General features: G+C 27.3%; 25 protein-coding genes. 23 read left to right on the plus strand and 2 right to left on the minus strand.

The window, feature by feature from the left end:
* Positions 1-34: 34 nt before the first annotated feature.
* The 11 genes from A6P36_RS00715 to A6P36_RS00760 all read left to right on the plus strand — a co-directional run bounded on the left by A6P36_RS00715 (position 35) and on the right by A6P36_RS00760 (position 9,040).
* A complete protein-coding gene (locus tag A6P36_RS00715; RefSeq protein WP_066760291.1) occupies positions 35-445 on the plus strand; it encodes a flagellar protein FlgN in 411 nt (136 codons plus the stop codon).
* Positions 446-479: 34 nt separating this feature from the next.
* Positions 480-2,282: a flagellar hook-associated protein FlgK gene (gene flgK, locus A6P36_RS00720; RefSeq protein WP_066760292.1), complete on the plus strand. Its 1,803-nt coding sequence runs from the start codon at positions 480-482 to the stop codon at positions 2,280-2,282.
* Positions 2,283-2,299: 17 nt separating this feature from the next.
* The coding region (gene flgL / locus A6P36_RS00725) for a flagellar hook-associated protein FlgL (RefSeq protein ID WP_242861587.1) at positions 2,300-3,082 on the plus strand (783 nt) is incomplete at its 3' end.
* Positions 3,083-3,132: 50 nt separating this feature from the next.
* A complete protein-coding gene (locus A6P36_RS08285) occupies positions 3,133-3,318 on the plus strand; it encodes a flagellin (RefSeq protein WP_242861588.1) in 186 nt (61 codons plus the stop codon).
* A gap of 99 nt (positions 3,319-3,417) precedes the next feature.
* Positions 3,418-3,825, plus strand: a complete 408-nt coding sequence (locus A6P36_RS00730) for a flagellar assembly protein FliW (protein WP_066760293.1) — start codon at positions 3,418-3,420, stop codon at positions 3,823-3,825.
* 7 nt (positions 3,826-3,832) lie between these two features.
* The gene (gene csrA, locus A6P36_RS00735; RefSeq protein WP_066760294.1) at positions 3,833-4,060 is read left to right on the plus strand and encodes a carbon storage regulator CsrA; all 228 of its coding nucleotides are present in this window, start codon (positions 3,833-3,835) and stop codon (positions 4,058-4,060) included.
* A gap of 41 nt (positions 4,061-4,101) precedes the next feature.
* Positions 4,102-4,482: a flagellar export chaperone FliS gene (fliS, locus tag A6P36_RS00740; protein WP_066760295.1), complete on the plus strand. Its 381-nt coding sequence runs from the start codon at positions 4,102-4,104 to the stop codon at positions 4,480-4,482.
* Between the two features lie 18 nt (positions 4,483-4,500).
* The gene (fliD, locus tag A6P36_RS00745; protein ID WP_066760296.1) at positions 4,501-6,891 is read left to right on the plus strand and encodes a flagellar filament capping protein FliD; all 2,391 of its coding nucleotides are present in this window, start codon (positions 4,501-4,503) and stop codon (positions 6,889-6,891) included.
* 46 nt (positions 6,892-6,937) lie between these two features.
* Positions 6,938-7,276 carry a hypothetical protein gene (locus A6P36_RS00750; RefSeq protein ID WP_066760297.1) on the plus strand — a complete coding sequence of 113 codons (339 nt, stop codon included), beginning with the start codon at positions 6,938-6,940 and terminating at the stop codon, positions 7,274-7,276.
* Positions 7,277-7,353: 77 nt separating this feature from the next.
* On the plus strand, positions 7,354-8,349 hold the full coding sequence (locus tag A6P36_RS00755; RefSeq protein WP_066760298.1) for a flagellar hook-basal body complex protein: 996 nt from the start codon (positions 7,354-7,356) through the stop codon (positions 8,347-8,349).
* Between the two features lie 136 nt (positions 8,350-8,485).
* On the plus strand, positions 8,486-9,040 hold the full coding sequence (locus A6P36_RS00760) for a hypothetical protein (RefSeq protein ID WP_066760312.1): 555 nt from the start codon (positions 8,486-8,488) through the stop codon (positions 9,038-9,040).
* Between the two features lie 43 nt (positions 9,041-9,083).
* Here the strand turns inward: A6P36_RS00760 and A6P36_RS07890 are convergent, their stop codons facing one another.
* Together A6P36_RS07890 and A6P36_RS00765 are read right to left on the minus strand one after the other, a co-directional pair.
* A complete protein-coding gene (locus A6P36_RS07890; protein WP_082917510.1) occupies positions 9,084-9,269 on the minus strand; it encodes a hypothetical protein in 186 nt (61 codons plus the stop codon).
* 68 nt (positions 9,270-9,337) lie between these two features.
* A complete protein-coding gene (locus A6P36_RS00765) occupies positions 9,338-10,414 on the minus strand; it encodes a D-alanyl-D-alanine carboxypeptidase family protein (RefSeq protein WP_066760313.1) in 1,077 nt (358 codons plus the stop codon).
* Positions 10,415-10,569: 155 nt separating this feature from the next.
* Between A6P36_RS00765 and A6P36_RS00770 the strand changes: the two genes are divergently transcribed.
* The 12 genes from A6P36_RS00770 to A6P36_RS00820 all read left to right on the plus strand — a co-directional run bounded on the left by A6P36_RS00770 (position 10,570) and on the right by A6P36_RS00820 (position 18,691).
* Positions 10,570-11,130 carry a DUF2953 domain-containing protein gene (locus A6P36_RS00770; protein WP_242861590.1) on the plus strand — a complete coding sequence of 187 codons (561 nt, stop codon included), beginning with the start codon at positions 10,570-10,572 and terminating at the stop codon, positions 11,128-11,130.
* A complete protein-coding gene (gene ytfJ, locus A6P36_RS00775) occupies positions 11,111-11,518 on the plus strand; it encodes a GerW family sporulation protein (protein WP_066760299.1) in 408 nt (135 codons plus the stop codon). The genes A6P36_RS00770 and ytfJ overlap by 20 nt, the downstream gene beginning before the upstream one ends.
* 263 nt (positions 11,519-11,781) lie before the next feature.
* On the plus strand, positions 11,782-12,126 hold the full coding sequence (locus A6P36_RS00780; RefSeq protein ID WP_066760300.1) for a hypothetical protein: 345 nt from the start codon (positions 11,782-11,784) through the stop codon (positions 12,124-12,126).
* A gap of 135 nt (positions 12,127-12,261) precedes the next feature.
* Positions 12,262-12,711 (plus strand): ribose 5-phosphate isomerase B, encoded by a 450-nt coding sequence (gene rpiB / locus A6P36_RS00785; protein ID WP_066760301.1) that lies wholly within the window; start codon positions 12,262-12,264, stop codon positions 12,709-12,711.
* A 62-nt stretch (positions 12,712-12,773) separates the two neighbouring features.
* Positions 12,774-12,932, plus strand: coding sequence for a hypothetical protein (locus A6P36_RS08165; RefSeq protein WP_191336400.1), 159 nt, complete (start codon positions 12,774-12,776; stop codon positions 12,930-12,932).
* Between the two features lie 182 nt (positions 12,933-13,114).
* A complete protein-coding gene (remA, locus tag A6P36_RS00790) occupies positions 13,115-13,399 on the plus strand; it encodes an extracellular matrix/biofilm regulator RemA (RefSeq protein ID WP_066760302.1) in 285 nt (94 codons plus the stop codon).
* Positions 13,400-13,405: 6 nt separating this feature from the next.
* Positions 13,406-14,023: a guanylate kinase gene (gene gmk / locus A6P36_RS00795; protein ID WP_066760303.1), complete on the plus strand. Its 618-nt coding sequence runs from the start codon at positions 13,406-13,408 to the stop codon at positions 14,021-14,023.
* A 20-nt stretch (positions 14,024-14,043) separates the two neighbouring features.
* Positions 14,044-14,256 (plus strand): DNA-directed RNA polymerase subunit omega, encoded by a 213-nt coding sequence (gene rpoZ, locus A6P36_RS00800; RefSeq protein ID WP_066760304.1) that lies wholly within the window; start codon positions 14,044-14,046, stop codon positions 14,254-14,256.
* Between the two features lie 84 nt (positions 14,257-14,340).
* Positions 14,341-16,563 (plus strand): replication restart helicase PriA, encoded by a 2,223-nt coding sequence (gene priA / locus A6P36_RS00805; RefSeq protein ID WP_066760305.1) that lies wholly within the window; start codon positions 14,341-14,343, stop codon positions 16,561-16,563.
* Between the two features lie 17 nt (positions 16,564-16,580).
* On the plus strand, positions 16,581-17,030 hold the full coding sequence (gene def, locus A6P36_RS00810) for a peptide deformylase (protein ID WP_066760306.1): 450 nt from the start codon (positions 16,581-16,583) through the stop codon (positions 17,028-17,030).
* An 11-nt stretch (positions 17,031-17,041) separates the two neighbouring features.
* The gene (fmt, locus tag A6P36_RS00815) at positions 17,042-17,995 is read left to right on the plus strand and encodes a methionyl-tRNA formyltransferase (RefSeq protein WP_066760307.1); all 954 of its coding nucleotides are present in this window, start codon (positions 17,042-17,044) and stop codon (positions 17,993-17,995) included.
* Between the two features lie 12 nt (positions 17,996-18,007).
* Positions 18,008-18,691: a zinc metallopeptidase gene (locus A6P36_RS00820; RefSeq protein ID WP_066760308.1), complete on the plus strand. Its 684-nt coding sequence runs from the start codon at positions 18,008-18,010 to the stop codon at positions 18,689-18,691.
* The last annotated feature ends 118 nt before the right edge of the window (positions 18,692-18,809 follow it).

Here is an 18,809-nt window from a genome sequence, read left to right on the forward strand (position 1 = left end):
TATATGGAAATTTATTTATTTGGAGGTAATTTTATTGAAAAAAGAAGTTAATAATATGTTGATTGATCAAATTAAATTATTTAATGTTTTGCAAGATGATTTAGAAAAACAAAAAGATTGTGTTAAAAATAATAAATTATTTGAATTGGATAGTATTGGAATTAAGATTAATAGTGTTTGTAAGAATATTGCGGAGATTGAAATAAAACTTAGGAATTTACTTGGGAAGCAAACAATAAAAGAGTTTGTTATGGAAAATAAAGATGATGAAGAGCTTTATGGTAGTTATATTTTTTTGGTTTCTCAAGTTGAACGTTTGAGTTTGATTAAAAATGATAATCAATTCCTTATTAAAAAATCGTTAACTTTTATAAATAAATTATTATCTTCAATAAATAATAATACTAATCAGTGTAATGTCTATACTAGGAAAATGAGTTATTAATTTTTAAAACTTTTTGAAAGAAGGTTGGTTTTATATGGCTGGGTTGTTTAACACATTAAATATTTCTAAGCGTGGAATAAATGTTATGCAGGCTGGGCTTAATGTAACTTCTCATAATATCAGTAATGCCTCTAGATCGGATTACACAAGACAACGTATTAGAGTTCAAGCATCTTCACCTTTAACAACTATAGGAAGTGCAGGTCAAATTGGAACAGGTGCTCAAGTTGAAATGGTTGAGAGAGTTAGAAATACATTTTTGGATTATCAAATTAGAAATGAAAATTCTGCTTTAGCTGATGTTAATGTTCGTCAAAATGTTTTGGCTGAGATAGAGAAGCTTGTTAATGAAAGTGGAGATGTTGGGCTTAGCAAAATGTTTGATAAATTTTTTGATAGTTGGCAAGAACTTTCAAAAAATCCTTCTGACATTAATGCGAGAACTATTGTTCTTCAGGAAGCAGCTAATATGACAGATGAATTTAATAGAATTTATAATGAGCTTCAAGAATCAAAAAATGATATAAATGACACAATTAAAAATTCTGTAGTTGAAGTTAATTCTATTTTGAATGAAATTAATGAATTAAATCAAAAAATTCAAGAGACGTCTTTAATGGGAAATCAACCAAATGATTTTTTAGATAGAAGAGATATGTTACTTGATGAACTTAGTGGTAAATTGGGTATAAGCATAGACACGAAAAAAAACAATGGCATAAATGTTACCTCTAAAGATATAAATTTAGGAAATTTGGTTAGTAATAAAAATACTGAAAATGATCTTAGGTTGACTTTTGTGGAGTCTATAGAGACTGGAGGTGGAGATTTTCCTAAAGATGTAACTATAACTTATTATAAAAACAATGATTCGACTGATGAAAATAATAAAGTTGAGTTAGTTATTAAAGGTATGACAAGTGAAAATTTTAAGTCACTTGAAAAAAATAGAGTTATTTTATCAAATCAAGAGGGTTTTGCGGTTGATTCAACTGGAAAAGCAATCACATCAAAAGAAATTGACAATTCTAATTTTTCTTCTTTGAGTTTAAGTTCTGGTGAACTTGGTGGTCTTCAAAAATCTCATTTGGAAATTGATTCATTTACAAATCAAATTAATCAATTAGCGAAAGCATTGGTTTTTTCTGTTAATGCTATTCATAGTGGACAAAGTTCTGCAACTTCCGGTGGAGCATTTGGACATGATACTTTGCCTTTTTTTGTAAATTCATCTGTTGCTAAGTATGATAATGATGGTAATTTAATAAATTCATCTGACGTTGCTAATGGTGAAGTTGAAATAAATGCTGGAAATATAAGTATTAATAAAGAACTATTAGAAGAACCTCTAAAATTAAAAGTTAGAGAAAATGATCATATGTTTCAAGATGGTACAAAAAATAATCTTGATGGACAAGGCAATGGAGAAAGAGCGTTGGCGATTGCTTCTTTAAGAGAAACTTTGTTTAATATTTCAGATATCGGCAAAACTATTAACAGTAGAGAAGATTTTTTTGATCAAACAAAGGATGGAAGTGAATTTTCAAATAATGGACTTTCTATTGGAGATTCAAGTAAGGGTACAAAGATAGAATCACAATATAAAAATATTGTTACGACTTTAGGAATTAAATCTCAAGAAGCTTCTAGAGAAGCAGATAATTTTGAAGATTTGGTTTACAATCTTGAAATATCGAGAATGAGTGTTTCAGGTGTTTCTCTTGATGAAGAAATGAGTAATCTTATAACTTTTCAGCATGCTTATAATGCTAGTGCTAAAGTTATTTCTACGGTTGATAAATTATTAGATGTTATTATAAATGGTCTTATGAGTTAAGTTAGGAGGGATAAAAAATGAGGGTTACAAATGGAATGACGCATAAAAGTTTTAATCATCATCTTCATAAAAATCTTTCAAGAATGAATAAGATAGATGAACAATTAAATACAGGAAAAGAGATAAATAGAATTTCTGATGACCCTGCTAAGGCTGCAAAAATAATGAGATTAAAAAAAGATATAGCGAAAAATGTACAGTATAACAAAAATATAGTTGATGCAACAAATCATTTAGATGTAACTGATAAGGCTTTAGAACAAATAAATGATGGACTTCAAAAAATAAGGGAGCTTTTAGTAAATGCTGGTAATGCTACTTATGGTTCAGAAGAAAGAGCAGCTTTAAAACAAGAAATATCTCAAGTTGTAAACAAAATGGGTGATGTTATGAATACAACATTTGATGGAAAGTATATTTTTGGTGGTGAAAGGACGAATGAAAAGCCTATACAAAGTTCAACTGATGCTATCACAGGAAATATAACTCTTTCTTATAACGGAAAAGATGGCCAAGCAATAACTGATGTAGAGTTAAATCAAATAAAACAATCTTTGGAAATGGAAATATCTACAGGTGTTAAAGTTGAGTATGGAGTTAATGCAGGTGAAATTTTGGAATTTCAAGATAAAGAAGGAACAGATTTTAATTTAATGGATGTTTTCGATAATATTTTGGAAAATTTAGATTCTGTTGATCAAGATTCTTATAAAGAGTTGATAACGGATAATTTAAGTCAAATAGATAGTGCACTCCAAAATGTATTGTCAATTAGAGGTGAAATAGGAGCAAAACAAAATNNAAAACAACAACAAAAACAAATAATTAAAACAAAACAAAACAAAATAGAATGGAAGATGCATTAGAAAGAAATGAGGAAGAAAAATTTAACATAAAGGAAATTTTGTCAAGTATAGAGGATATAGATTTTGCAGAAAAAACAATTGAATATGTTACGGCATCTACAATGTATACGGCTTCACTTCAAGCAAGTTCAAAAATTATGCAACCATCTTTAATTGATTATTTAAGATAAAGTTATTTGTATATATTTTTTAAACAAGACCATAATAATATTAAAAATATTTTAAAAAAGTATTTTTAAATTGTTTTATTGTAGGAGGAATTTTGTTAAATGGGAGAACAAATTGTTTTAAAAACTGGAAGCATAGTATTTAAAAAAGGTTTGCCTGGGTTTGATGGACTTAAGAATTTCGATTTAGTTGCTTTAGAACAAGCGGGATTCTTTAATTTAAGTTCTTCAGAAGAAAAAGAAATCTCTCTTTTGTTGGTTGATCCATATATGTATTTTCCTAACTATGAAGTAGAAATTGATGACTCTGTAATGAGTAGATTGAATATAAAAGATGCAAATGATGTTTTGATTTTAAGTGTGGTTACATTAAATAACGATGTAGAAAAAATTACTATTAATTTGAGAGCACCTATAATTGTTAACATAAACACAGGGGATTCAGAACAAATTATTTTGAGTAGAGAAGATTATTTAGTTAGACAGTCATTAGTTGTCAAAAGAGGGTGATTTATAAGTGTTAGTTATTTCACGTAAGCGTGAGGAAAGTTTAGTTATAGGAGATAACATAGAAATTAAAATTGTTAAAATTGAAGAAAATTCAGTTAAAATTGCTATTGATGCTCCTAAAGAATTAAAAATATTAAGAAAAGAATTAATTCAGGATGTAAGTGCTCAGAATAAGAAATCTGTTTCAGGAAATATGATGGATGTTATTTCTAAAATCGAACATTTAAACAAGTAGTTTAAAAGGAATTATTATTTGAAAATAGGTAGGTAGTATTTATGTTGAATGCAAGAGATACTTATAAAAATAATAGTATTAACACAGCATCTAAGGAAAAACTTTTAATTATGTTAGTTGATGGGGCTGTTAAGTTTTGTAAAATAGCAAAACTAGCCTTTAAGACTAACAATTTAAAAGAGATTCATACAAATTTAGTTAAAGCTCAAGATATTTTTTATGAACTTATGATAACCCTTGATACTAGTAAAGGTGGAGTTTGGGCTGAAAATTTGAAAAGTATATATGCTTTTATAATAGATAGACTTTCAAGATGTAATATTGAAAAAAGTGAAGCTATACTTGATGAAGTTTTTCCTGTTGTCCAAGAAGTTAGTGATATGTGGCATGAGGTTTATGATAAATTACAGCAATCAAAGTAAGGTAAGGAGGGGAATTTTATGGCATCTATTCAGATGACTGGTATGGCCTCTGGACTTGATACTAAAGCTATTGTTGAAAGTATGCTTCAAACTGAAAAAAGTAAAGTAGACAGAATAAATCAAGATAAGCAAATCCTAGAGTGGCGACAAGAATTATACAGAGAAATGATTACCAATGTTAGAAATTTTACAAAGAAGTATTTTGACCCTTTAAATAAAGAAACATATATAATGGGTTCTTCATCATTATCAGGAATTAAGGCAACAACTACAACAGACAGTACTATAGTTGGTGTTTTGGCTAGTAATGATGCGAAACCAGGAAATTTTGAACTTAATGTATCTCAAATTGCAAAGCCGGCTAAAGTTACAGGAACAAATGTTATTAATCAGTCAACTGTTAAGGGAGAATTAAAAATTCCTATTATAATAGATGAAACAAATGATGAAATAACTATAGATGGGGAAAAAATAAAAATTGAAAATAAAGCATTTTCAAGTCCTACAGATCTTGCAAAGGAGATTAATTCAAAGATACAAAATAGTGAGAAATTAAAAGATAAATATAAGGTAGAAATTAATGATAGTGGAGAGCTTGAAGTTTTAAGCAAAATTTCTATAACAGATGAAAATTCTAAGATGAAAATTACTACCAATGGTGTTGATTATGAATTAGAGTTATCACAAAAAAGTTGTATTGCAAGTGAACTTGCGAAAGAAATTGAATCTAAACTTAAAAATTCAGTAGGAAGTGATGGGGAAAAATTTAATAATTCTGATGTTAAGATTGAAGTCAAAGATGGACAAGTAGTAATTGAAGGAGCAACTTCAGATAAAGAGTTTAAATTTGATGTACCAACTGTTTCTATAGAAAATAATTCTGCCTCAAAATCAAATAAGTTAGAATATACAAAAGGTTTTATAAGTGGTAAAAATTCTGAGTTAGTTATAAGTGTTAGAGGACAAGAGCCTGTTATTGTAGATTTATCTGGTGTTGATACAAATGGAACTAATGAGGAAGTTTTAAAAAGAGTTTCAGAAAAAATAAATGAAAAATCAACTGTTGTTAAATCAGAAGTTATTGATGGAAAACTTGTTTTTAAAACTGATAGTAAAGAGCAAATTATAATTAGTGGGAATGCTGCAAATTCAATTGGAATCGGAAATAGTTTGGATATTACTTTAGATATTAACAAAGAAAAAATGAGTAATTTATTAAACTTTGATGGTGCAACTGATAAAAAAGTTGAGTTTAAAATTAATGGACAAACATTTAAATATGATTTTGGTGCTACAGAAGATACAGATGAATATAAAGCTGGAAAAAATTTAACAGTAAAACAAGTTTTTTCTGATATTTCTAGTAAAGCAGGAGTGAATATTTCCTATAATTCAATTTCAAGAAGTTTTTCTATTGAATCTAAGAGCACAGGTAAAGAAGTTAGTCTTGAAGGTTCAGATGTTAGTGGAAATTTTTTAAATTCATTATTTGGGACAAACACTCTAAAAGCTCAAGGAGAAAGTGCAGTTGTTGAGTTTTCAGATAGTGAGGGAAATAAAAATACATTTGAGTTTTCATCAAACAATTTTACTTTATCAGGAATAAATTTTGACATAAAAAGTATGCCAACAGAACCTATAAAAGTTTCAGTAGTAAGTGATACTGATAAAACTGTTGAACTTGTAAAAGGATTTGTTGAAGATTTTAACAAAATAATGGACGACCTTAATACTAAAACTAAGGAACGTAAAAACTCAAAGTATAAACCTTTAACAGAAGCCCAAAAAGATGAAATGACTGAAAAAGAAATTGAGCTTTGGGAGAAAAAAGCAAAAGAAGGTATACTTGGAAATGAATCTGAAATTGAAAATTTTATGTATCAATTAAGAAGTGCTGTATTTACACCCGTTGAAGGAGTTGCTGTAAACTTAAAAGACATAGGTTTTGATACATCAAATGATTATAGAGAAGGCGGAAAAATAAAGTTTGATGAAGAAAAATTTAGAAAAGCACTAGCTAATGACCCACAAATGATATCAGATATTTTTACTAAAACATCTGATAGTGGTTATGAAAATTATGATCCTAATTTAACTGCAGAACAGAGACAAGCTAAGAATGCTGACCAAGGAATATTTAGAAGAATTAATGATGTATTGAATGATTTTACCAGAACAACTAGAAATAATGATGGTAAAAAAGGTATTTTTATTGAAATAGCTGGAATATCTGGAGATTCAACCTTAAATGATAATGTCATTTCAAGAGCCATGCAGGAACATGAAAAGAAAATTGATAGACTTAATGATTTTATTACTAGAAGGGAAGAAAGATATTATAAACAATTTACGAGAATGGAAACTGCGTTATCAAAATTACAATCACAATCTTCTATTTTTTCTTATTAATTGTTAGTTTTATGATTGTTTAAGTTTGAGATTAGAGGTGAATTTTATGGAAGAATTTATTTATAATCAATTGAAGTCGTTTAAGAATTTAACAATGAGCCTTATTGATGCAGTGAATTTCGGAGATACAGATTTAGTTTTGGATCTTTTAGATCAAAGACAAATAATATTAAATGAGCTTGAAGGTTGCGATAGAGATTTATTTATGAAATGTTCTAAGGAATTAGAAATTTTAAAAATGGATTTGCTTTTAGAAACTCTAATGAAAAACAAAATAAGTGATATATATAATGAAATAAAAAATTTAAATCTAGAGAGAAAAACTGTACAAGCATATAATAACAAAAATTATGAACAGTATTCAGTATTTGCATATGAAGTTTAATTTTATCTATTCTAATTTGTTAGAGTGGGTTTTGTTATTTTTTGAGTAAAATTTTATATAAATGAGGTGTAATTTTTATGATTAGAGGTATGTATGCAGGTATTAGTGGTATGAAATCTCAGCAAACAAAATTAGATGTAATTGGAAACAATTTAGCTAACGTTGGTACAACAGGGTTTAAAAGTTCAAGAGTTGTTTTTAAGGACATGCTATATCAAAATTCTTCAAATGCTGTAGGTGCTTCTAATAATCTAGGAGGAAGTAATGCTAAACAAGTTGGACTTGGTGTTAGTATCGGAAGTATTGATAGAATTATGGGTCAAGGTATGATGCAACCAACTGGAAGAGCACTAGACGTTGCGATGGATGGAGAAGGATTTTTTATGGTAGCAAAAGGTCCTGTTGCTCATCAAGATGATGATATAAAGTTAAGTGCAGATGGAACTATTGAAGATGCTGGTGGAAGAGAAATTTTTTATACAAGAGATGGTTCTTTATCATTAGACTCTGAAGGTTATTTGGTTACGTCTAGTGGAGAAAGAGTTTTGGGATATTCGATGGAGAGTAACGGAACTCAAGGTATGGACGCAGATGGAAAAATAAATTTTATTGATTCAGAAGATCCTGATTTAGAGGCTGCTGAGGATTTAAAAACACTTAGAATACCAGATTCTGTAGAGATGGATGATGGATCTACAAGAAAAGTTATGTCTTATTCTATTGGTAAAGATGGACTTATAACTGCAGTAGTTGAAGGTGGAGAGGTTGCTGTTTTAGGTCAGTTAGCAACAGCTAGTTTTAAGAACCCAGAAGGATTAGAAGCTGTGGGAAATAATATGTATTTAAATTCTTCAAACTCAGGAGCTCCTTTAGTTTCTTCAGGATTTGGTGCTGATCCAGATCAGGTTAGAACAAATGGGGAAATAGTACAAGGAATGTTAGAGATGTCAAACGTTGATATAGCTGAGCAGTTTACAGATCTTATTGTAACTAGTAGGGCGTTTCAGGCTTCATCAAAAATTATTTCTACAAGTGATGAAATTCTTCAAGATGTTGTTAATTTGAAAAGATAATTAATATGGAATTTTATATAGAAAATTGGTTTCTTAATCAATTTTCTATTTTTTTGTAAAAATTATTTGATTATTTAAAATGAATTGTTGATTAATATATTTGTAATTTTAAAAAACTATAGGAGGGTTAATTATGATGAGTATTTTAAAAGATTTTGTTAAGCTTATTTGTGGAAATTTTGATAATTCTGAACAATTGAAAGAATTGAATAATAAAAATATATTTGATTATCCATATGCTGAACATGTTAACAATATTTGTAATGATAAAATTGTCAATCTTCCTGCAGATTTTGAAGGAATTTTCATTGTTGAAGAGAGTTATTATACGATTAATGGAAAAACTCGTAATTTACATCATTTATTTCTTTTTGTTCAAGAAAATGAAGATGTTAAGTTGATTTCTTATGAAATTCCTGAACCTTATAATAAATCTAATTTTATTTATGATAATATAGAAAAATTAGATTATCATAATCTTAAAGTTTCTGAAAAGTTTGAACCAGCAATTTATAAATTTAAAAATGGTGTATGGGAAGGAGGAAGCGTTAGTATGTTTTCTCCAACCACTAAATTTAAATTATTTGAGAAATTTTCAGAAGAAAAATTAGAAGTTTCAGAAATTATGGAAAGTAATGGTAAAAAGACATTTGGATATGATATACCTATAATTTATAAAAAAATAGTTTAATAAAGGAATGTTTAGATTTAAAACATTCCTTTATTATTTATATTTATCTACAAAGTAAAGCAAATAGAGCAATTAAGCCTAGTGAAGATCCACAACCTCCACCTAATCCAAATAAACCGTTGTTGTTACATCCGCAGTGTGGTGTGTAATAACAGTTGTAGTTACATGGATTGCAACATCCGCAATTTACTGGATTTAAAAAATATCCTGAATTAGAAGAACAACACATATTACTTATCCCCTTTTAAAATATAGTATTAATTTATAATACATACTATGGAAAAAGAAAAAAAAGTGCTACATAGATTTATAATTTTTATTTAATATAGGGACTATATAAATTTGTTCATTATTTTCAAATACTTTTAAAGTACCTAAATGTTCAAGATTTTCAATTTCTTTTGGATCAGAATTTTTAACATTTTCATTTAAAGTTATTACTGTGTTTGCTTCCCCGCCTTTTGTTATTGGAACTACTATATCATCTTCAACAAAACCTTCAATTTGTAATCCATTTTCAAGAGATTCATTTATTACAATGTCATTACTTGAAAAAAGTTTTTTGAATTCAAAGTTTTCTTTGGTGTGATTGTAAAGCCATTCGCTAGATTTCCATCTTGGAGTACAATTTAGAACTACAACAATTATTTCATTATTTTCTCCCATATTAAATGAAGAAACTAAACATTTTCCAGCTTGACCAGTATACCCAGTTTTAGTACCTGTGGCTTGTGGGACCATGTATAAAATTTTATTTATATTTTGATAGGATCTTGAAAAACCCGTATCTGAATATTGTTTTGTTTTGGAAAGTTCGTTGAAAAAGTCGATTTGTTTTGTTTTGGAAGTCAATATAGCTAAATCGTAAGCTGTTGAATAATGATTTTGACTATCAAGCCCATGAGGAGATTCAAAATGAGAATCGAAAATTCCTATTTCTTTTGCATACTCATTCATAAGTTTGCAAAACTCTTCTACAGACCCAGCTATCCCTTCTGCAATTGCAATTGCAGCATCATTTCCAGATTTAAACATTAATCCATAAAGTAATTCCCTTAGAGATATTTCTTCATCTTTTTTATAACCAACTTTTGAACCTTTAACTGAAGATGCTTGTGATGAAATCTTAAATTTTTTATCAAGATTTCCATATTTTAAAGCAACTAGTGAAGTGAGAATTTTTGTAGTACTAGCCATTGGCATAATTTCACGGGCGTTTTTATCAAAAAGAATTCTATTTGTTTTAGAATCAATTACCACAGCAGCTCGTGCGTTTAAGTCGTAAGGTTTTTCTTTTTTAGTTTGTGAATATGCAACGATATGTAAATTTGAAATTAATAAGGTTGATACTAAGATTTTAGAAAATATTTTTATGAGTAGGTTCAAGTTAAATCACCGCCTAATTTTATTGAAAGTACATTAATATATTATGATTAAATAAAATAAAAACTATTCTATATTTAAAAATTTGGATAATAGAGGATTTTTTGGAAACAACTATTTTTAAAATATAGATGGTGGTAATTTAAATGATTATTATTCTTATTTTTGTAATTTTTCTAATAATTTTGATGTTTATTAAAGTGGAAATTAAATTTATATTTAACTATTCTGAAAGTAATATTAATTTTGATGTATATTTATATAAATTTGATATAACTAAATTTATGGAAAAAGATAAAAAGAAATTAAATCATAATAATGAAGTTTTAAAAAACGAAACAAACAAGAAACGATTAGATTTTCAAATATCATTAAATTTATTGCTGGAAATTTTGAATAAAATTAAATTTTTAAAGCGAAAACCTAGATTTATTATTGAAAATTATTTGGAGTTTGGACTTGATGAAGCAGATATAACGGCAATTTTATATGGACATTTAACAAGTTTTATTTATTTTATTTTAGGAAGAATTTCTACATATGTTGATTTAAAAGAAACAAAAATTAATGTTATTCCTCGTTACAATTCTAATTTTTTAAAATTTTATTTCCAAGGTATATTACAAATTAGAATAGCTCAAATTATATATATAAGTTTTTTATTTATTACTTTAGGGAGGAAGTTAAATGGATCAACATCCAATTGAAAATTTAATGAAAAACACACTTGAAAATATAAAAGATATGATTGATGTAAATACAATTATTGGTGATGCTGTATATACTCAAGATGGAACTACAATAATTCCAATATCTAAAGTTGGTTTTGGTTTTGCAGCTGGAGGATCAGAATTTAATTCTGTAGATAGACAATGTGAATCAAATCGATTGAATCCATTTGGTGGAGGTGCTGGGGCAGGAGTTTCTATAAAACCCGTAGCGTTTTTGGTTGTAAGAGAAGATATAATAAGACTTCTTCCTATAGATCATAACAATTCGTATGAAAAAATAATAGATTCGATACCTCAATTGATAGAAACATTTAAAGGAATGGTTGTAAAACAAGATAAAAATGTTAATGAAAGTTTTAAGTAAAAATTATTAAATAAAAGTTGTAGCTTTTTTATTGAAGTATAAAAAAGCTATATTTTTTTGTTACAAATAAGTTCTGTAATAAAGAAAAAATACATAAATATGTAAAGTATGATTATTAAAAAACCGTTATAAATTTATTACAAAAGCCAAATTTATTTTTATTTTTAAAATACTTTATAATTTACAAGTTGGAGAATAATGGATAAAGAAATAGTTAATTTGAGATTGTAGTAAATGTGTCTTAACAATTTAGGAGGTTAATAATGGCAAGATTAAGCAAGCAAATCAAAAATGAACTTGTGGCTTATGTAAATGATCGTGAAAAAGGAAAAAAAGCAGGTCAAGCTATTATGGAATTTTATAATATGAATGAAGAAGAACTTAGAAAATATCAAGATGATGTTCCAGTAGAAGAATTTATTCAAAAATTATATATAGCTTATAGAAATGAATATTTTTTAAAAAGCGTTGCTAATAATAAAAAAACAAAAACAAATACGACGGTGCCGATTGAATCGGATAAAGAACAATTGATTAGTGAATTAGGGGAAACCATAAATAGGATAAATGAATTGTATAGTAAGGTAAAGAAAATTTTAAATGTTTAGTTTAATAAAAACATGTTAACTAGGATTGTTTAACATGTTTTTATTTTTAAAAAAAATGTATAAAACTTTGTTGTAATATTATAAAATTTTTATTATTACATAAAATAAATTTTTGATAAATGGAGGAATTTTATTATGAATATATATATCGCTTCAGATCATGCAGGATATGAGCTTAAATTTAATTTAGTTTCATTTATTCTTAAAAATTTTAGTGATCATGATGTATTTGATTGTGGACCATATTCTGATGAGTCTGTAGATTATCCTGAATATGCAGAAAAGGTGTGTGATAACGTTTTAAAAGATAAAAATTCATTAGGGATTCTTATTTGTGGAACAGGAATTGGAATGAGTATTTCAGCTAATAAAATTAAAGGAATTAGAGCAGCTCTATGTAATGATATTTTTACTTCGAAACTTTCAAGACAGCATAATGATTCAAATGTTCTTGTTCTTGGCTCAAGAGTAATTGGTTTTGGTGTTGCTACAGAAATTGTTAAAAATTTTATAAATTGTGATTTTGAGGGTGGACGACATGCTTCAAGATTAGAGCTTATAAAGCGAATAGAACAAAAAAATTAATAGAATATTAATAAAAAAAATGTACAAACTATACTCGTAGCAATTTAAGGGGGATTTACAAGATGGAAACTTTGAAAAAAAAGGATTATGGAAAGGTTGCTAGAAGGGCTAGTAAGCTTTTGAAAGAAGGAGTAGGAATTGCAGAAATCATAAATTCTGCCAACAGAAATTTTAATATTTTAAACAGAACAAATAACAATATTGGTGAAAAAAATAGTTAGTTTTAAAGATATTTGGATTATTTCTTATTTGTGTTTTACTAAGAAATAATCCATTTTTTTTAAAATATTTTTTATTGAATTTAACTATTTTTATTTATATAATAAATCTATTAAAAAAGCATATATACAGAATTAAATTTGATTTTATTTTTTTAAGCTGGGTAGAAGGATGAGGATTTTAGATGAGTATTAAATTTATTAATATAGGTTTTGGGAATATAGTATCTGCCAATAGACTTATTGCAATAGTAAGTCCAGAGTCAGCTCCTATCAAAAGAATAGTAACAGAAGCTCGAAGTAGGGGAATGCTTATAGATGCAACATATGGAAGAAGAACAAGAGCGGTTATAGTTACTGATAGTGATCATGTTATACTCTCAGCTGTACAACCAGATACTGTAGCAAATAGACTTGATATGAAAGAACAAAATATTAAGGAACAATTGATGATAGAAGAGGATGAGTAGTAGTTTATGAGTGAGATATATAATAAGGGGTTGCTGATTGTTATTTCTGGACCATCTGGTGCAGGAAAAGGAACTGTTTGTAAGGAACTCATGAAAAAATATAATTATAATATTTCTATTTCAGCCACAACAAGGTCACCAAGAGAAGGAGAAGTTGACGGTGTGAATTATCATTTTTTAGACAAGAAGAGTTTTGAGGAAAAGTTGTCTAGAGATGAATTTTTAGAATATGCTCAGGTTTATGGAAATTATTATGGAACTCTTAAAAAAGGTGTTGAAGATGAGCTGAATAAGGGAAATAATATTATTCTTGAAATTGATATTCAGGGAACTCTTCAAGTACAAAAGGTTTATAAAAATGCTGTTTATATATTTTTATTGCCACCTTCTATAAATGAGCTTAAAAATAGAATTTTAAAAAGGGGAAGTGAAACTGAATCTTCATTTAATTTAAGATTTTCATCAGTGGGTGAGGAACTTAAGTATATGAATAGTTATGATTATGCAGTTATAAATGATGATTTAGATAGTGCGGTAGAGAAAGTACATAGTATAATAAATACGGAAATGAACAGAATAAGTAGGATGAATTTGGATAAATTTCTTGAAGAATACATTTTTTAAATTCAAAGGGAGGTAATCTTATGAAAGATTCTATTGTTGAACCATCTATAAGTGAATTGCTTAAGAAAGTAAATAATAAATTTTCGCTTGTTATACTTTCTGCAAGAGTTGCTAGACAAAATATAGATAAGGATAAAGATGTGAAGCAAGAAAAACACATTAATTATCTTACTCAATCTGTGAGACAAATATACGAAGACAAAGTTCAATATAAAATGATTGATGTTGAGTAAAAAAGTTTGATTAAGTTTTGTACTTAGGTAATTTTTGTTGCCTAAGTATTTTATTTATATAGGTTAAATTCAAAAGGAGAATTGATGAAAAAGTATGCAAAAATAATTATTCAGTCGTTAAGTGATAAGCTTGATAGATTTTTTACATATTTAATACCAAATGAATTTATGGAAAATATTTTTTTGGGTAGTGTTGTCAAAGTTTCTTTTGGAAATCATAATAAAATAGTTTTTGGTTTTGTATTTGAAATTTTAGATGAAAATGAGCTTTTAGAAAGTGATAGAAAATATTTAAAAAACATAAAAAGCATAAAATCTGTTGATGACAGATTTTTTTTGAGTAATGAATCTTTGGAATTGATAAAGTATATAAAACAAAAATATCTTTGTTCGTACTATGAAGCTATAAGTTTGTTTATTCCAAGTAAATTTTTAGATGATGCAAGTTTAAAAATTAAAGATTATATTTTTCTAGATACTGATGTTGAAGTTCCAAACAAATTTAAGAAAGAACCATATACTTCAATATTAAAATTTGTTTATGAAAATCAAAATATTTATGATAAAAGTGAACTTAGTAAAATGAATAAATTTTCAAAAAGTTCTATATCCACGCTTATAAAGCATGGTATTTTAAAAATAAAATCAAAAGAATTATCTGTTGCTTCATTTATTAATTGTGACAATTATGAAAAAAAATGTCTTAACTATGAACAGAAAAAGGTTTATAATGAGATAATAGAAGGAGAAGACAAAGTATTTTTAGTTCATGGTGTTACTGGCAGTGGTAAAACTGAATTATATCTGGCTATTTTTGAACATTTTATAAAAAATGGTGGAGATTGCATAATTCTTGTTCCAGAAATTTCTTTAACTCCACAAATGATAGAAAGAGTAAAAGGTAGATTTAATAATGATGTAGTTGTTTATCATAGTAAACTTACAGTTAATGAACGTTATACTGAATGGGAAAAAGTTATTTCAGGTAAGGTTAAGGTTGCTATTGGAACTCGATCTGCTTTATTCTTACCATTTAAAAATTTATCTTGTATTGTTATTGATGAGGAACATGAAAGTACTTATAAATCAGAGAGTGATCCTAAGTATATAGTTAAGGATGTTGCTATTGAATATTCTAAGCTAAAAGACAATTTGAAAGTTATTTTAGGTTCAGCTACACCTAGTATAGAATCTTATTATAAAGCGAAAATTAATGAATATAAGCTTCTTGAAATTAAAAATAGAGTTAATTTTAGAAAATTTCCTAAAATTGAAATTATTAATATGAAAGATGAATTGAATCAGGGTAATAAATCAATTTTTAGTAAGACGTTGTATTCTAAAATTAATGAAAGAATTTTTAAAGAGGAGCAAACAATCCTTTTTTTAAATAAAAGAGGTTTTTCGAGTTTTGTTTCCTGTAGGTCGTGTGGTTATGTATATAAATGTAAATTTTGTGATATAACTTTGACATATCATGGTGCTAGTAAATATTTAATGTGTCATTATTGTGGTTATGGGGAGAAAAATAAAAATCAATGTGTTAAGTGTGGAAGCAATTATGTTAAATATTTTGGTATAGGTACTGAGAAAGTTGAACTTCTTTCAAAAAAATTTTTTCCAAATGCTAGAATATTAAGAATGGATTTTGATACAACTCGAAAAAAAAATTCTTATAGTGAAATTTATGATAAAATTAAAAATAAAGAAGTTGATATAATAATAGGTACTCAGATGATTGCTAAAGGATTTGATTTTGAAAATGTTACGCTTGTTGGAGTTTTAGCAGCAGATTTAAGTATGAATATTCCAGACTATAAAGCGTACGAAAGAACATTTCAACTTTTGAATCAAGTATCTGGAAGAGCAGGACGTGGGGAAAAATTGGGGGAAGTGTGTATTCAAACATATGATCCTGATAGTTATGTTATAAGACATTCTAGAAATAATGATTATAAATCTTTTTATGATGAAGAGATTAAAATAAGAAAAACTTTAAATTATCCGCCTTTTACGGATATTTTGAATGTATTATTTCAATCTAAAGATGTAAAATTTTATGATGAAGTTATTATATATTTATATCAAAAATTAAAAAATGAATTTTCTAGTATGTATCAGATTCTTGGCCCATCTTCTTGCATGATTTCTAAAATTAATGATTATTATAGATGGCAAATTATTATTAAAGGAAAATACGATTTTGAAGTTTATAACAAAATTAAAGAAATGATTTATGAAAATCTACAAAATTTTAAATTTGAATATAAGGTTAGCTTTGATGTAAATCCGTATTCAATATTTTAAATAGGAGGAAATTTATAATGGCATTAAGACAAATTAGGGTTGATGGCGATGAAATTTTAAGAAAAATAAGTAAGAAAGTTGATAATATAGATGAAGATATAAAAATTTTAGTTGAAGATATGTTTGAGACTATGTATGATGCAGATGGGGTAGGTTTAGCAGCACCACAAATAGGTGTGTTGAAAAGAGTTATAGTTATTGATATAGAAGTTTTAAAAAGAGCTATGATAAATCCTGAAATAATTTATGAAAGTGATACAGAAATGCAAGATGGAGCTGAAGGATGTTTAAGTGTTCCAGGGGTTGAAGATATTGTGAGAAGACCTAATGTTTTAAGAGTTAGGTACATGAATTTAGATGGTGAAATTATAGAAGAAGAAGCGAGAGATTTATATGCAAGAGTTATTTGTCATGAAGTTGACCATTTAAATGGTATTTTATTTACAGACAAAATTTTAGAAAAGTAGTAGGTGTTACGATGAATAAAAATAAACTAAAAATAATTTTTATGGGTACACCTGAATTTTCTGTACCTACTCTTAGAATTTTAATTGAAAATTATGATGTGATAGCGGTTGTTACACAACCAGATAAACCAACTGGTAGAGGGTATAATATGAAATTTTCACCAGTTAAAGAAGTAGCATTAGAAAAGCAAATAGATGTTTATCAGCCTGAAAAAATAAAAGGTAATATTGAATTTATTAGTAAAATTAAAGAATTGAAACCAGATGTGATTATTGTTGTTGCATATGGTAAGATTTTACCTAAAGAAATTATAGATTCTCCGAAATTTGGATGTATAAATTCCCATGCATCATTACTTCCTAGACATAGAGGTGCATCACCTATAAATTTTTCAATAATTAGTGGTGATACAAAGACTGGAATTACAACTATGTTTATGGATGAAGGTTTAGATACCGGAGACATTATCAATAAATATGAGTTTGATATAATTGATGGTATGACTGCTGGAGAACTTCACGATGAATTAAAAAATTTGAGTGCACATGCAATTAGAGATACGCTGTTGAAGTTGGAAAAAAATGAATTGACAAGAGAAAAACAAGATGATAAGAATAGCACATATGCTCCAATGCTTACAAAAGAATTTGGACATATAGATTTTTCTAAATCGTCTAAAGAAATTGTAAATTTAATAAGAGGTTTAAATCCTTGGCCACTTGCATATTGTTTATATGAAGAAAAAAAAATGAAAATTTATAAAGCTAAAAATTGTGATATTGACGAAAAAAAATATGTGGATTTTGAGTATGGACAGATATTAAATGTAGATAAAGAAGGAATATTAGTTAAATGTGGACAGGGGGGGATAATGATAACTTTTTTACAATTTGAAAATAAGAAAGCTATGTCAGTTAAATCTTTTTTAAATGGTAATACTATAAAAGAATTAAAATTAAATTAAGGGGTGATTTTTATGTTTTTTTATTATGATTCAACTTTAATTTTATTGTTACCTGCATTGATTGTATCAGCTATTGCTCAGTATAAAATTTCTCAAGCATATAGAAAATATTCAAGGATAGATAGTCAAAGAGGAATTACGGGTGAACAAGCTGCTTCAAGTATACTAAGAGCAAATGGAATTTATGATGTTGATATTGAATTAGTAAGTGGTCAAATGACAGATCATTATGATCCAAGAGCAAAAAAACTTAGATTATCAAGAGATGTTTTTTATGGAACTTCAATAGCTTCAATTGGAATAGCAGCTCATGAAGTGGGTCATGCTATACAGCATAATATTAATTATGCCCCGCTTATTTTAAGAAATAAGATAGTTCCGGCTGTAAATTTTGGATCTAGTTTTTCATGGGTGTTGTTTTTTATGGGATTGATATTGAGTGTTAAACCTCTTTTGCTTATTGGAATCGTATTGTTTTCTTTTACAGTTGTATTTCAACTTGTAACTCTTCCTGTTGAGTTAAATGCATCAAATAGAGCAATAAAGTCTATAGCTAGTATGAACTTGTTGAGTGGAGAAGAGGTTGGCGGTGCAAAAAATGTTCTTTTTTGTGCAGCATTAACTTATGTAGCAGCGGCGTTAATGTCAATTATGAGTTTGTTAAGACTTATAGCATTAGTATCAAGGAGAGATTAGTATATATGACTAAAAAAAATCCTAGATATTTAAGTATATTAATTTTAAATAAAATTTTTAATGATAAGTCTTATTCTAATCTTGTTTTGAAAGAATATTTAGAAAAATACGATTTAAA

This window comes from Candidatus Arthromitus sp. SFB-turkey (assembly GCF_001655775.1).
Lineage (GTDB): Bacteria > Bacillota > Clostridia > Clostridiales > Clostridiaceae > Dwaynesavagella > Dwaynesavagella gallinarum.

Coding starts and splice junctions, on each gene's coding strand:
- A6P36_RS00750 (WP_066760297.1), top strand. CDS start 6,938: ATGGAAGAATTTATTTATAATCAATTGAAGTCGTTTAAGAATTTAACA.
- A6P36_RS08165 (WP_191336400.1), top strand. CDS start 12,774: ATGGAAACTTTGAAAAAAAAGGATTATGGAAAGGTTGCTAGAAGGGCT.
- gmk (WP_066760303.1), top strand. CDS start 13,406: ATGAGTGAGATATATAATAAGGGGTTGCTGATTGTTATTTCTGGACCA.
- fliD (WP_066760296.1), top strand. CDS start 4,501: ATGGCATCTATTCAGATGACTGGTATGGCCTCTGGACTTGATACTAAA.
- remA (WP_066760302.1), top strand. CDS start 13,115: ATGAGTATTAAATTTATTAATATAGGTTTTGGGAATATAGTATCTGCC.
- flgK (WP_066760292.1), top strand. CDS start 480: ATGGCTGGGTTGTTTAACACATTAAATATTTCTAAGCGTGGAATAAAT.
- A6P36_RS00770 (WP_242861590.1), top strand. CDS start 10,570: ATGATTATTATTCTTATTTTTGTAATTTTTCTAATAATTTTGATGTTT.
- A6P36_RS00730 (WP_066760293.1), top strand. CDS start 3,418: ATGGGAGAACAAATTGTTTTAAAAACTGGAAGCATAGTATTTAAAAAA.
- A6P36_RS07890 (WP_082917510.1), bottom strand. CDS start 9,269: ATGTGTTGTTCTTCTAATTCAGGATATTTTTTAAATCCAGTAAATTGC.
- def (WP_066760306.1), top strand. CDS start 16,581: ATGGCATTAAGACAAATTAGGGTTGATGGCGATGAAATTTTAAGAAAA.
- fliS (WP_066760295.1), top strand. CDS start 4,102: ATGTTGAATGCAAGAGATACTTATAAAAATAATAGTATTAACACAGCA.
- A6P36_RS00780 (WP_066760300.1), top strand. CDS start 11,782: ATGGCAAGATTAAGCAAGCAAATCAAAAATGAACTTGTGGCTTATGTA.
- A6P36_RS00760 (WP_066760312.1), top strand. CDS start 8,486: ATGAGTATTTTAAAAGATTTTGTTAAGCTTATTTGTGGAAATTTTGAT.
- A6P36_RS00755 (WP_066760298.1), top strand. CDS start 7,354: ATGATTAGAGGTATGTATGCAGGTATTAGTGGTATGAAATCTCAGCAA.
- A6P36_RS08285 (WP_242861588.1), top strand. CDS start 3,133: ATGGAAGATGCATTAGAAAGAAATGAGGAAGAAAAATTTAACATAAAG.
- A6P36_RS00820 (WP_066760308.1), top strand. CDS start 18,008: ATGTTTTTTTATTATGATTCAACTTTAATTTTATTGTTACCTGCATTG.
- rpoZ (WP_066760304.1), top strand. CDS start 14,044: ATGAAAGATTCTATTGTTGAACCATCTATAAGTGAATTGCTTAAGAAA.
- ytfJ (WP_066760299.1), top strand. CDS start 11,111: ATGGATCAACATCCAATTGAAAATTTAATGAAAAACACACTTGAAAAT.
- rpiB (WP_066760301.1), top strand. CDS start 12,262: ATGAATATATATATCGCTTCAGATCATGCAGGATATGAGCTTAAATTT.
- priA (WP_066760305.1), top strand. CDS start 14,341: ATGAAAAAGTATGCAAAAATAATTATTCAGTCGTTAAGTGATAAGCTT.
- fmt (WP_066760307.1), top strand. CDS start 17,042: ATGAATAAAAATAAACTAAAAATAATTTTTATGGGTACACCTGAATTT.